The sequence below is a fragment of the Streptomyces sp. CBMA29 genome (assembly GCF_014596445.1).
GTDB lineage: Bacteria > Actinomycetota > Actinomycetes > Streptomycetales > Streptomycetaceae > Actinacidiphila.
In genome coordinates this window covers 194547-207260 of record NZ_MECL01000220.1, presented here as the reverse complement: position 1 = coordinate 207260, position 12714 = coordinate 194547, and the positions used below count along the sequence as shown (strand labels likewise).

11 protein-coding genes and 1 tRNA gene are annotated in these 12714 nt (G+C 69.0%); 4 read left to right on the top strand and 8 right to left on the bottom strand.

What is annotated here, in order from left to right:
* Nucleotides 1-34: 34 nt before the first annotated feature.
* From grpE to BGM09_RS30160, 3 genes are all read right to left on the bottom strand, one after another.
* The gene (gene grpE, locus BGM09_RS30170; protein ID WP_188284875.1) at nucleotides 35-706 is read right to left on the bottom strand and encodes a nucleotide exchange factor GrpE; all 672 of its coding nucleotides are present in this window, start codon (nucleotides 704-706) and stop codon (nucleotides 35-37) included.
* A complete protein-coding gene (gene dnaK, locus BGM09_RS30165; protein ID WP_188284874.1) occupies nucleotides 703-2577 on the bottom strand; it encodes a molecular chaperone DnaK in 1875 nt (624 codons plus the stop codon). Before dnaK ends, grpE begins: the two co-directional genes overlap by 4 nt.
* Nucleotides 2578-2737: 160 nt before the next feature.
* A complete protein-coding gene (locus BGM09_RS30160) occupies nucleotides 2738-3622 on the bottom strand; it encodes an LCP family protein (protein ID WP_188284873.1) in 885 nt (294 codons plus the stop codon).
* 172 nt (nucleotides 3623-3794) lie between these two features.
* Between BGM09_RS30160 and BGM09_RS30155 the strand changes: the two genes are divergently transcribed.
* The 3 genes from BGM09_RS30155 to BGM09_RS30145 all read left to right on the top strand — a co-directional run bounded on the left by BGM09_RS30155 (nucleotide 3795) and on the right by BGM09_RS30145 (nucleotide 8635).
* The gene (locus tag BGM09_RS30155) at nucleotides 3795-5033 is read left to right on the top strand and encodes a nucleotide sugar dehydrogenase (RefSeq protein ID WP_188284872.1); all 1239 of its coding nucleotides are present in this window, start codon (nucleotides 3795-3797) and stop codon (nucleotides 5031-5033) included.
* Between the two features lie 254 nt (nucleotides 5034-5287).
* Nucleotides 5288-7573, top strand: coding sequence for a (Fe-S)-binding protein (locus BGM09_RS30150; protein ID WP_188284871.1), 2286 nt, complete (start codon nucleotides 5288-5290; stop codon nucleotides 7571-7573).
* A 153-nt stretch (nucleotides 7574-7726) separates the two neighbouring features.
* Entirely contained in the window at nucleotides 7727-8635 is a 909-nt protein-coding gene (locus tag BGM09_RS30145) for a Yip1 family protein (protein WP_188284870.1), read from the top strand.
* 26 nt (nucleotides 8636-8661) lie between these two features.
* Here the strand turns inward: BGM09_RS30145 and dcd are convergent, their stop codons facing one another.
* On the bottom strand, nucleotides 8662-9237 hold the full coding sequence (gene dcd, locus BGM09_RS30140) for a dCTP deaminase (RefSeq protein WP_188284869.1): 576 nt from the start codon (nucleotides 9235-9237) through the stop codon (nucleotides 8662-8664).
* A 406-nt stretch (nucleotides 9238-9643) separates the two neighbouring features.
* Between dcd and BGM09_RS30135 the strand changes: the two genes are divergently transcribed.
* Nucleotides 9644-9717: transfer RNA gene (locus BGM09_RS30135), tRNA-Gly, on the top strand.
* A 128-nt stretch (nucleotides 9718-9845) separates the two neighbouring features.
* Here the strand turns inward: BGM09_RS30135 and BGM09_RS30130 are convergent.
* From BGM09_RS30130 to BGM09_RS30115, 4 genes are all read right to left on the bottom strand, one after another.
* A complete protein-coding gene (locus BGM09_RS30130; RefSeq protein ID WP_188284868.1) occupies nucleotides 9846-10331 on the bottom strand; it encodes a DUF6907 domain-containing protein in 486 nt (161 codons plus the stop codon).
* Entirely contained in the window at nucleotides 10306-10779 is a 474-nt protein-coding gene (locus BGM09_RS30125; protein WP_317452954.1) for an ATP-binding protein, read from the bottom strand. Before BGM09_RS30125 ends, BGM09_RS30130 begins: the two co-directional genes overlap by 26 nt.
* A 112-nt stretch (nucleotides 10780-10891) precedes the next feature.
* Nucleotides 10892-11437 carry a flavoprotein gene (locus BGM09_RS30120; protein WP_188284867.1) on the bottom strand — a complete coding sequence of 182 codons (546 nt, stop codon included), beginning with the start codon at nucleotides 11435-11437 and terminating at the stop codon, nucleotides 10892-10894.
* The gene (locus tag BGM09_RS30115) at nucleotides 11434-12702 is read right to left on the bottom strand and encodes a helix-turn-helix domain-containing protein (protein WP_188284866.1); all 1269 of its coding nucleotides are present in this window, start codon (nucleotides 12700-12702) and stop codon (nucleotides 11434-11436) included. Before BGM09_RS30115 ends, BGM09_RS30120 begins: the two co-directional genes overlap by 4 nt.
* Nucleotides 12703-12714 lie beyond the last annotated feature (12 nt).

Sequence of the window (12714 nt, the reverse complement as noted above, 5' to 3'; positions counted from 1 at the left end):
CGGCACACTCCTACGCCCACTTACTTCTACGCCGTCAGCCCTCGTCCGGGCCACCGGTCTCCTCTTCGTCAGGCTTCTTCTCCGCCGCCGACTCGTCCTTGGCGTTGCTGCCCGGCTGCGGTTCGGCGACCGCGACCCTGGCGGGCCGCAGATTGCGCTCCCCGATGCGGTACCCGGGCTGGAGGATCTGCACGCATGTGGTCTGCGTGACATCCGGTGAATAGCTGTGCATCAGGGCCTCGTGCACCAGCGGGTCGAAGGGCTCGCCCTCCTTGCCGAACTGTTGCAGCCCCAGCTTCGCCGCCACCGTCTCCAGCGACTCGGCGACCGACTTGAAGCCGCCGACCAGCTCGCCGTGTTCCCGCGCCCGGCCGATGTCGTCGAGCACCGGCAGCAGTTCGGTGAGCAGATTGGCGACCGCGACCTCCTTGACGGCGACCCGGTCCCGCTCCACCCTGCGGCGGTAGTTCTGATACTCGGCCTGGAGCCGCTGGAGGTCCGCGGTGCGCTCGTTGAGCGCGGTGCGCACCTGGTCCAACTGCGCCCGCAGGGCCGTCAGCTCCTTCGCGTCCCCGTCCGGGGCCGGGGCCGCCGGGCCCGCCTCATCGGCGGACCCGGCGGCCTTCGCGGCGGCGTCCGGCTGCTCCTCGCCGGCCTCGGAAGGGACGTCGGGCTCCGACTCGAAGCCCTTCGGCTCCTCCGTCACGCGGCACCGTCCCTCTTGTTGTTCTCGTCGTCCACGATCTCGGCGTCGACCACGTCGTCGTCGGCCGCGGAGGCGGCGTCCTCGGGACCGGCACCGGAGGTCTCGGCGCTGCCGGAGGCGCCGTCGGTCTGCGCGTACAGCGCCTGGCCCAGCTTCTGGCTGGTGGCCGCGACCTTCTCGGTGGCCTCGCGGATCGCGGAGGTGTTGCCGTCGTCCGTCGACTCGTTCTTCAGCTTCTCCTTGAGGTCCGCGATCGCGGTCTCGACCTCGGACCTGACGTCCTCGGGGAGCTTGTCCTTGTTGTCCGCGATGAACTTCTCGGTCTGGTAGACGAGCTGCTCACCCTGGTTGCGGGTCTCGGCGGACTCGCGGCGCTTGTGGTCCTCGTCCGCGTACTGCTCGGCCTCCTGGCGCATGCGGTCGACCTCGTCCTTGGGCAGCGAGGAGCCGCCGGTGACGGTCATCCGCTGCTCCTTGCCGGTGCCGAGGTCCTTCGCGCCGACGTGCATGATGCCGTTGGCGTCGATGTCGAAGGTGACCTCGATCTGCGGCATCCCGCGGGGGGCGGGCGGCAGGCCGGTCAGCTCGAACATGCCGAGCTTCTTGTTGTACGCCGCGATCTCGCGCTCGCCCTGGTAGACCTGGATCTGGACCGACGGCTGGTTGTCCTCGGCCGTGGTGAAGATCTCGGAGCGCTTGGTCGGGATGGTCGTGTTGCGCTCGATCAGCTTGGTCATGATGCCGCCCTTGGTCTCGATACCGAGGGACAGCGGGGTGACGTCGAGCAGCAGGACGTCCTTGACCTCGCCCTTGAGCACACCGGCCTGGAGGGACGCGCCGATGGCGACGACCTCGTCCGGGTTGACGCCCTTGTTGGCGTCCTTGCCGCCGGTCAGCTCGCGCACCAGCTCCGCGACGGCGGGCATCCGCGTCGAGCCGCCGACCAGGACGACGTGGTCGATCTCCGAGAGCTGGATCCCGGCGTCCTTGATGACGTTGTGGAACGGGGTCTTGCAGCGCTCCAGCAGATCGGTGGTGAGCTGCTGGAACTGGGCGCGGGTGAGCTTCTCGTCCAGGTGCAGCGGGCCCTCGGCGGACGCCGTGATGTACGGCAGGTTGATCGAGGTCTCGGTGGACGAGGACAGCTCGATCTTCGCCTTCTCCGCCGCCTCACGCAGGCGCTGGAGGGCCATCTTGTCCTTGCCCAGGTCCACGCCGTGGCCGGACTGGAACTGCTTCACCAGGTAGTCGACGACGCGCTGGTCCCAGTCGTCACCACCGAGGTGGTTGTCGCCGTTGGTGGCCTTCACCTCGACGACGCCGTCGCCGATCTCCAGCAGCGAGACGTCGAAGGTGCCGCCACCGAGGTCGAAGACCAGGATGGTCTGGTCCTCCTTGTCGAGGCCGTACGCCAGCGCGGCGGCGGTCGGCTCGTTGACGATCCGCAGGACCTTCAGGCCCGCGATCTCGCCGGCCTCCTTGGTGGCCTGGCGCTCGGAGTCGTTGAAGTACGCGGGGACGGTGATCACCGCGTCGGTGACCTTCTCGCCCAGGTACGACTCCGCGTCCCGCTTGAGCTTCTGCAGGATGAAGGCGCTCATCTGCTGCGGGTTGAAGTCCTTGCCGTCCAGGTTGATCTTCCAGTCGGTGCCCATGTGGCGCTTGACCGACCGGACGGTCCTGTCGACGTTGGTGACAGCCTGGCGCTTGGCGACCTCGCCGACGAGCACCTCGCCGTTCTTGGCGAAGGCGACGACGGACGGCGTGGTCCTGGCGCCCTCTGCGTTGGTGATGACGGTGGGCTCGCCGCCTTCGAGAACGCTGACGACGGAATTAGTCGTGCCCAGGTCGATGCCGACCGCACGTGCCATGGTGAAATCCTCCTGCTGACTTGAGTGGAACTGACTCAAGACTGCACGACCCGGGATCTTCTGTCAACAGACGTGAGTCGACCACACTCAACTTATCTCTGCTTTATGTGCGCAGGGCGGGCGTTATCGCAGGTCGGAGGCGGTGTGGCGAGGTGCCGCGTCAGTGGTCCGGGGACGCCGGCACCGGGCGGTCCGCGCGCAGCGCCGTCAGCAGCGGACCGGACTCAGCCGGCCGGGCCGACAGCGTACGGAAGACGAGGGCGCCGTCCGGCACCTTGCGCAGGCTTCCGGCCAGCTCGTACAGCGCGGGCAGCGTACTGAGTCCGGGATCGGCCGTGATGGACGACGTCGCCGTGTTGACCAGACCGAAGAACCGGGCCGGATGGTGCAGCGTGTCCGCCCCGCGCGCCTCACGGGTCAGCGTACGCAACAGCTCCCGGCGGCGCTCACCTGCGTGGGCGCCGACCGCGGCCTCGATCCGGTCGAACCCGGCGAGGTCCACCACCATGTGGTGGTCGACGCGGATGCCGCTGAGCCGTTCGAAGGCGCGGATCGAGCAGGCCGCCCCGCCGCCGCCGAAGGCGCGGCCGAAGGGCTCGTACGCGGCCGGGCTCGTACCGCCGTCCGGGCGCGGGCAGCTCGGCACGCCGACCTTCAGGGCGCGCGGTACGCCGACGGCGGCGGCGTGGCGGCGGTCGGCGGACAGGTGCAGCAGGACGGCGGCGTCGGAGGTGTCCTCGCCGGGGGGCGCGCCGGGGGACGCGCCGGGGGACGTGCCGGGGGACGTGCCGGAGCCCGAGCCGCTCTCGGCGCTCTGGCCGCCCTGGCCGCCCTGGCCGCTTTCGGAGCCCAGCATCAGGATGTTGCGCGCCTGCGGCACCAGCGCGCGGGGACGCTCCTTCGCGTACCGGGCGAGCACCTTCTCCGCGGCCCGGTCGGTGTGGATGTTGCCGCTGAACTTCCGGTAGGACGCCCAGCCCAGACCCGCCGTCACCACCAGGAGGAGCCCGGCGCCGATCGCGACCCAGCGCAGCACGGCCCGCATGCCCGCCTCCTCCCGCGTGATCGCGGCGCCTCGTTCGTCATGGCGCGCTGACGTTGACCCGCTCGCGCGGTGGTCCGCTCGCACGGTGGTCCGCTCGCTCGGTGACCCGACATCCGATGAACTTAATGTCGCCTTTGCCATACTTGTCACGATTAGGGCTAATTTAAGCGTCATGGAACCCACCGAAGACAGCCAGCGCGTCGTCGTCGTAGGCCAGGGCCATGTCGGGCTGCCGCTGGCGCTGCGGGCGGCCGAGGCCGGTTTCACGGTCACCGGGATCGACATCGACGAGCAGCGGGTCAAACGGCTGGCGGCCGGGGACTCCTGTGTCGGCGACGTTCCCGCGGAGCGGCTGACCGAGGCCCTCGCCTCGGGCCGCTACCGGGCCAGTACGGACTACGCGGACGCCCACGGCTTCGACGTCTGCGTGATCACCGTCCCCGTACCGGTCCACGACGGCGTTCCCGACCGCGGCGCGATCGTGGACGCGGGCCGGGCCGTGGCCCCGCACCTGCGCCCGCGCGCCACCGTCGTCCTGGAGTCCACGACCGCGCCCGGAACCACGGAGGAGCTGCTGCGGCCGGTCCTGGAGGAGATCAGCGGCCTGACCGCGGGCAGCGCCTTCCACCTGGGCTACAGCCCCGAGCGCACCGACCCCGGCAACCCCCGGTGGCGGCTGGAGAACACCCCCAAGGTCGTCTCCGGTGTGAACGTACGATCGCTCCTCGCCGTCGACGGCTTCTACTCCCGAATCGTGCGCAATACGGTGCCGGTTTCGTCGCCGCGCACCGCCGAGCTGACCAAGCTCATCGAGGACGCCTTCCGCCAGGTGAACATCGCGCTGGTCAACGAACTGGCCACCGTCACCGGGTCGATGGGCACCGACATCCGCGAGGCGATCGACGCGGCGGCCACCAAGCCGTACGGCTTCCTGCCCTTCCACCCCGGCCCCGGCGTCGGCGGTCACCGGCTGCCGGTCCCCCGTGGTCTGCTGCGTTTCGCGGCGCTCGCCGAGGAGATCAACGGGCTGATGCCCACCCAGGTGGTGGACAGGATCGTGGCGGGCCTCGACGCCAGGCAGCGACCGGTCGACGGAAGCCGCGTCCTTCTGCTGGGCCTCGCTTATAAACGCGACAGCGGCGACCTTCGTGAATCGCCCGCGCTCGCCATCGCGGCCGGGCTGACGGCGCGCGGCGCCCGGGTGCACGCGGTCGAGCCGTACGCGGACCCGGCCCGGCTGCCCGCCGACCTGCTGTGCGTGGAGCTGACCGAGGAGGAGGCCGCGGCGGCGGACGTGGTGGTCGTCGCGACCGACCACGACGTCTTCGACTACACGATGGTCGCGCGGGCGGCGACGTATGTCTTCGACACCCGGAACCGGTGCCGGGGTGAGAGCGTGGAGCGGCTCTGAGCCGGTCGCGACAGCTCACGACGGCTCGCGACGGCTCGCGACGGCTCGCAACAGGTCGCAACAGGTCGCATCGCGACGCAGATCACGAGTTGCACGGCTGTATGCGCCCGCGGATCACGGGTAATCTCAGCGGAGACCAGATTAAGTTACCGCTTAGTACGACCTTGCTCGTACGACCCGTACGACCTTGCCAGCACGACCTTGAACCCACGGCCCCCTCCTACCGAACCGCCGCGCAGGCCCGAGGAGCCCACATGCAACTCGCCGCGATCATCGTGTCGCTGGTCCTCACCGCGGTCGGCGTCGCCCTGATCAGCCTCGCCGTCGCGCAGATCTTCCGGTTCGTCACGCTCGGCCAGCCCGTGCCCGCGGGCTCCCGCACGAACGACCGGGTGGCCCGGTCCACGACCCTGGCCAGGGAATTCGTCGGCCACACCCGGATGAACAAGTGGGGCGTCGTCGGCGTCGCGCACTGGTTCGTGGCGGTCGGCTTCCTCACCCTCGGCCTGACGATCGTCAACGCGTACGGCCAGCTCTTCAAGGCCGACTGGATCCTGCCGTGGATCGGCACCTGGCTGCCGTACGAGGTGTACACCGAGTTCATCGCGGCGCTCACCACCCTCGGCATCCTCACCCTGATCGTGATCCGGCTGCTGAATCTGCCCTCGCGCGCCGGCCGCAAGTCCCGCTTCACCGGTTCGACGGCCTGGCAGGCGTACTTCGTGGAGTACGTCGTTCTGATCATCGGCCTGGCGATCCTGACGCTGCGCGGCCTGGAGGGCGCCCTGCACGGCGTCGGCCACTACGAGGCCGCGTACTTCGTCTCGTACCCGCTGGTCGCCGCCTTCCGGAAGATGAGCACCGGCAGCCTCCAGAACACGGTCTACGCCGTCGCCATGGTCAAACTGGGCGTCACGATGATCTGGGCGATCGTGCTCGGCCTCCACACCAACATGAGCGTGGCCTGGCACCGCTTCCTGGCCTTCCCCAACATCTGGTTCAAGCGGAACGCGGACGGTCAGGTCGCGCTCGGCGCGCTCCAGCCGATGGTCAGCGGCGGCGTACCCGTCAACTTCGAAGACCCCGACGAGGACGACCAGTTCGGCGTCTCCCAGGTCGAGCACTTCTCCTGGAAGGGCATCCTCGACTTCTCCACCTGCACCGAGTGCGGGCGCTGCCAGTCGCAGTGCCCCGCCTGGAACACCGGCAAGCCGCTCTCCCCCAAGCTGCTGATCATGTCGCTGCGCGACCACGCGCACGCCAAAGCGCCGTATCTGCTGGCCGGCGGCGGCAAGAACGCGGAGGGCGAGGAGACCGGTACGCCCGAGCAGCTCGCGGGCGTCCCCGCCGCCGCGCTCGCCGAGGCCGAGCGCCCGCTGATCGGCACGGCGGAGGCCGCGCCGAACGGTCTGGGCGGGGTCATCGACCCGGACGTGCTGTGGTCCTGCACCACCTGCGGCGCCTGCGTCGAGCAGTGCCCGGTCGACATCGAGCACATCGACCACATCGTCGACATGCGCCGCTACCAGGTGATGATCGAGTCGTCGTTCCCGAGCGAGGCGGGCACGATGCTCAAGAACCTGGAGAAGAAGGGCAACCCGTGGGGCCTGCCGAAGAAGCAGCGCCTGGCGTGGGTCAAGGAAGTCACCTTCGAGGTGCCGGTCGTCGGCGAGGACATCGAGGACCTGACCGAGGTCGAGTACCTGTACTGGGTCGGCTGCGCGGGCTCCCTGGAGGACCGCGCGAAGAAGACCACCAAGGCTTTCGCGGAGCTGCTGCACATCGCGGGCGTCAAGTTCGCGATCATGGGCGGCGACGAGAACTGCACCGGTGACTCCGCCCGCCGCCTGGGCAACGAATTCCTCTTCCAGCAGCTCGGCCAGGAGAACGTGGCCATGCTCAACACGGCCTTCGGCGAGTCCCTCGAAGAGGACGGCTCGGTGGATCCCGCGAACCGCAAGCCGCGCGCCTCGAAGAAGATCGTCGCCACCTGCCCGCACTGCTTCAACACCATCGCCAACGAGTACCCGCAGCTCGGCGGTGAGTACGAGGTCGTCCACCACACCCAGCTCCTCCAGCACCTCGTGGACGAGGGCAAGTTGGTGCCGGTCACGCCGGTCGAGGGCCTGATCACGTACCACGACCCCTGCTACCTCGGGCGGCACAACAAGGTCTACACACCGCCGCGCGAGATCATCGCGGCCGTGCCCGGTCTGCGGAACGAGGAGATGCACCGTCACAAGGAGCGCGGCTTCTGCTGCGGCGCGGGCGGCGCCCGGATGTGGATGGAGGAGCGGATCGGCAAGCGCGTCAACAACGAACGCGTCGACGAGGCTCTCTCCCTCAACCCGGACATCATCTCCACCGCGTGCCCGTTCTGCCTGGTCATGCTCTCCGACTCCGTCAACGGCAAGAAGAACGATGGCCAGGCGAAGGAGGCCCTCCAGGTCGTGGACGTCTCGCAGCTTCTCCTCCAGTCGGTGAAGGCGCCGGCGGACGCGGCCGAGCTGAGCGAGGAAGCGGCGGCCGGGACGGCCTGATCCGGGGCCTCACCAGCCCTTACGGTTCCCCTAGGGGTTTGCCCTGGGGTCCGTCGACGGGTTCGCCGCCGCGTGTCACAGGTTGGCAGCAATGGGCGGCGGCGGACCGGACGACAGGAGCGGTGCGGCGGCTTACCGGGTACGTTCGATGACGTGGCTGGATTCAGGAATCGACGCGGTGAGGGCGGTGGCCGGGGCGGCCGTCCCGGCCAGGGGCCGGGATACGGCTCGGGTCACGGGCAGGGCGCGTACGGAACGCCTCCCGGCGAGCCGGAGTACTACGCGCCCGCGGCGGGGCAGCCCGGCGGCTACGACGAGTCGCCCGGCCAGACGAAGGCGTTCACGCTGGGCGCCGGGTTTGCGGGCCAGGGCGGCCAGGAGCCGTACGTCGATCCGTACGCCGGGCAGCAGCCGTACGGGCAGCCTTCGCACGCGCAGACCCCGTACACCCAGCCCCCGTACTCGGGCGACGACAACGTGGCGACGTACCGCGCGGGTCAGTCCGCCGCGCCGCCGGTCGGTCCGCGGCTGCACTGGAAGCAGTTGCTGAGCGGCGTCGTGCTGCGACCCGGCCGTACGTTCTGGCAGATGCGCGACCACACGGTCTGGGGCCCGGCCCTGACCGTGACCTTCCTCTACGGGCTGCTCGCCGTCTTCGGCTTCGACGCCGCCCGCAGCGACGTCCTGGACGCGACGCTCACCACCAGCATCCCGTGGGTGCTCACCACGGCCGTCGCCGTCGTCATCTCCGCGGTCACGCTCGGCGCGGTCACCAACACCCTCGCCCGGCAGTTCGGCGGCGACGGCGCCTGGGCGCCGACGATCGGGCTCTCGCTTCTGATCACGACGCTCACCGACGCCCCGCGGCTCTTCTTCGCGCTCTTCCTCGGCGGCGCCAACAGCTTCGTCCAACTCCTGGGCTGGCTCACCTGGCTGGGCTGCGCGGCGCTGCTCACCTCGATGGTCAGCAAATCGCACGACCTGCCGTGGCCGAAGGCGCTCGGGGCGGCGTCGATCCAACTGATCGCGCTGCTCTGCCTGTTCAAGCTGCCGCTGATCTGACCGCCCGGGGGACCGACCCAGCGCCCTCAGACCTTGGTGCGGTGAAAGTTGAGGAAGGACCGTGAAGGCGTCGGCCCGCGCTGCCCCTGGTAACGGGAGCCGTACTGCTGCGATCCGTAAGGGAATTCGGCGGGCGAGGTCAGCCGGAAGAGGCAGAGCTGCCCGATCTTCATTCCGGGCCAGAGCTTGATCGGGAGCGTCGCGACATTCGACAGCTCCAGCGTCACATGCCCGGAGAAGCCGGGGTCGATGAACCCCGCCGTCGAGTGCGTCAGCAGCCCCAGCCGCCCCAGACTCGACTTCCCCTCCAGCCGCGACGCCATGTCGTCGGGCAACGAGATGACCTCGTACGTCGACCCGAGCACGAATTCCCCCGGATGCAGGATGAACGGCTCGTCACTCTCCGGCTCCACCAGCCGCGTCAGATCCGGCTGTTCCACCGCCGGGTCGATGTGCGGATACCGGTGGTTCTCGAACACCCGGAAGAACCGGTCCAGCCGCACATCAATACTCGACGGCTGCACCATCGACGGCTCGAACGGATCCACGCGCACGCGTCCGTTGTCGATTTCGGCTCGAATGTCCTTGTCAGAGAGAAGCACGCCCCGAAGGTTACGCGCCCGGAGCGGCCCCGACCCAATCCTCCGACCCGGAGCCGCCGCCTCACCGGCCCCCGGCTACCGCTTCTCCCCGCCCCCGGCCACCGGCACCGCGTGCCTCAGCCGCGCGCACCTGGGACACCTCAACAACCGACCGGGCCCCAACCTCTCCGCCCCCAAATGCTGCATCGGGAACGAAGCCGTACTGAACACATGCCCCTCGGCACAACGAACAACGGTGCGCTCCATCAAGTCCCTTCCCCAACCAACCGGCGTGGACGACAAACCCACACATTAGGGGATCAACCCACCGCGCACCCACTCACCACTCCGCCCCCAACCTACGCCCCACCCCACCCCCCGCATGCGGTAGACTCCCCCAAGAAGCCACCCCCACCAGGGCCTTCACGCGGATGTAGTTTAATGGTAGAACATGAGCTTCCCAAGCTCAGAGCGCGGGTTCGATTCCCGTCATCCGCTCCATAGATAAGCCCCAGGTCGCGGACCTGGGGCTTATGTATTTTCCTATACCGGATTAGTCGTTCCGTACCCGTTGCCTGCCCAATGGGAGATTCGACTGCCGAGCCTTAGTTGTCCTGGCACCTTGATATTCATACAGCCCAGTCGGTCCGGGCCGCGACGAGTCGGGGCCGAATCTCGTGATCGAGACGATCGGCCTGGCCTCGCAGCTTGGCCGCGATCTGTGCGAGACCCGCAGGGTCAAGGCCGTCTATCCAGAAGTCCTCGACGATCGCGAGGTTGACGACGGGTGCGCTGGCCTCGGGCTCTTCCGCGAAGAGCCGGCACTCCATGACGCCCCAGAGGATCTGGCTCTCGCCGGATCGCTCACCGTCTGATTCGAGAGCCGAGCGTATCCGGGCCGATTGCCCTTCGAACTCCATCCAGTGCGTGACATCGGCCAGCCGCACCGACAGAAGCTCAAGCGGGACGTCGGTCTGACTGGGATCGTCCTCGGCCCACGCGGGAAGGTAGCCCTCGACGGAGAAACCCGCGCGGGTGACAATCTTCCACTTCGGCTTCTCACCGTCACACCCGCTGCTTGAGCGCCCGTCATTCCCGCGTCCCGAAGTCTTCACCGACGCCTTCATCGGCAACGACCGCCCACACCAGTTTGCCGACGCCGGTGCGCTCGTTCACGCCCCAGCAGCCGCCCGTGATGGAGTCGACCAGTGCGAGGCCGCGTCCGGACTCCGCCTCGGGCGGCGGCTCGGGCACCGACTTCCAGGAGGAGGCGTCCGCGTCATGAACCTCGATCCGTACGCCGCCGGCCAACCGCTCGTACCGGGTCTCGACGAGCCGGTCGCGCGGCGCCTTTACATGGCGCACAGCATTCGTGAAGAGTTCCGATACGACGATCTCCGCGGAATCCGCAAGCGACGCCAGTTCCCATTCACCGAGCAGCCGTCGTAATTCGTGCCGGGCAGGTCCGGCGCATCGAGCTGTACGCGTCCATCTCCGCACCGATACGGCCGCCGGGCCGTCGTTCTCCGTACGCACGATCGTGGTCTCCCCACTGAGTTGCACCTGACGTGTCCTGGGGAAGACCAAACCGTGCGGCACGTGGCACGGACCACACGTCATGCACATGGAGCAGCGGTCCATGCACATCGTGCATGCGCCGAATTCCGGCGCGACTTCAGCCGCCCGGGTTCACTTCTGGTGCGAGCAACTCCAGCGCCTCGTCCCACCGGAAGGTGTCGGCGCCGCCGCCCGACTTCGGCGGGTGCGGCTCCAGGCCGCTGACCAGGACCCCCATAGCGCGCAGCCGCGCCAAGCTCGCCTCGTACGCCGGGTGCGCGGCCATCGCGCTGTTGACGTACGGCAGCACCGCCGTCGGAATGCCGAACCCGTACGCCTCGCAGAGGATGCCCAGCGCCAGCGTGTCCGCGATCCCGCCCGCCCACTTGTTGACCGTGTTGAAGGTGGCCGGCGCTACCGCGATGGCGTCCGCCGGAGGCAACGGCCGGACATCACCCGGCTTCCGCCACGCCGAACGCACCGGATAGCCCGTCTGCGCCTCGACCGCCGCCTGGTCGATGAAACCCAAGCCCAGAGGCGTGGCCACCACCCCCACACCCCAACCCCGCCCCTGCGCCGCCGAGATGAGCACCCCCACATCCCGCGCGACCCCGGCAGCGCACACCACCACGTACAGGAACGGCTTCCCAGCCTCACCGCTCACGCGGACACCCCCAACTGTCGGGCGAAGTGATGCAACGGCGGCAGCGTACGACGCCGGTCCCGCGACGCCATGTCCGCCACCAGCGCGCGTACCGCCGGGCGCCCTACGTCCTGCGGCGCGCAGCCCTCGGCGATCCGCAGCGCCTGGTACCCATCGGCGAGACGTCCCTGTTGGCTGTAGGCGTGCGCGGCATCGGTCCACAAGGCGGCGCGGCGCTCGGGGACGGGAATGTGCCGGCGCATGAGCGGACGCGCGGCGTCGAGGGCCAGACCGGCGTCGCCCAGGACGACGGAGGCGTTCACGGCGTGCAACTCGACGTTGACGCGACCAAAGTTGGACCAGGTGTCCTGCGTGCTGTCCGGCATTCTCGCCGCTACGTCACGAGCCTCGGTGAGGAAGTCGCGGACCGAATTCCGGCTTCCGGCCAGGGCGGAGGCCGTCACTCCCCGAAGGAGAAGCATTCCCAGGACCGCGAGATGGCGCGGGGACTTGAGGTCGTACGCGCCCGACATCTGGTCCACGACATGCCGGATCAGCGTCACCGCTTGGGCGGCGTGGTTCTCTCGCGCCAGCAGGTGTGCGTGCACGCGGACGCTGGAGGCGACGACGACCGGGTCGCCGGACCGTTCGGCTTCGCCCATGGCGCGGCCGACAGCAAGCCACGCGTGTCCATGATCACCGTGTTTGAGCAGCAGACTCGCCGAGGTCTGGTAGGCGGCGGCAAGCAGCCCGGCCGCGTCGCAGGACGTGCCCGCGACCTGGCGGAGATCAGCGATCAGAGCGGGCAGTTCGAGCTCCAGCCGGGCGTAGTCGCAGGAGGTGAACAGCGCGCGCAGCCTGCTCATCCTGATCTCCAGCCGACGCAGATCTTCCTCGCCGGTACCCGCAGCGGAGTCGGTGCCCGGAAGCAGCGACCGTACGAGTTCACCGGTCGGGCGGGTCGGCTGAGCGGAGAAACCTACGAGCGGGACGACGCCTGCGGCAAGGAAGGTGCGACGGTGCATGTCCTCTGGTGTTTCCCGTTCCGGACGGTCGACGGTGGGCGGGGGCGTCAGCCCGAGTGTGTGCAGAGGGATGCGGAGTTCGTCGGCCACCGCACGCAGCACGCGTAAGTCCTGTGTGCCCCGGCCCTGCTCAAGTCGGCTGACCTTGGACTGGTGGTAGCCCAACGCGGCCGCCACCTCGGACTGGGAGCGACGGGCGAGGACCCGCGCCCGCCGAACGATCTCCCCGACCCTTTTTGCCTCGTCCTGCTCCGCAGCCATACGCGCCGGCTC

Bases quoted from the DNA above. Each gene is read 5' to 3' on its own strand.
- BGM09_RS30115 (WP_188284866.1), bottom strand. From the start codon at position 12,702: ATGGCTGCGGAGCAGGACGAGGCAAAAAGGGTCGGGGAGATCGTTCGG.
- BGM09_RS30155 (WP_188284872.1), top strand. From the start codon at position 3,795: ATGGAACCCACCGAAGACAGCCAGCGCGTCGTCGTCGTAGGCCAGGGC.
- dnaK (WP_188284874.1), bottom strand. From the start codon at position 2,577: ATGGCACGTGCGGTCGGCATCGACCTGGGCACGACTAATTCCGTCGTC.
- BGM09_RS30160 (WP_188284873.1), bottom strand. From the start codon at position 3,622: ATGCGGGCCGTGCTGCGCTGGGTCGCGATCGGCGCCGGGCTCCTCCTG.
- BGM09_RS30150 (WP_188284871.1), top strand. From the start codon at position 5,288: ATGCAACTCGCCGCGATCATCGTGTCGCTGGTCCTCACCGCGGTCGGC.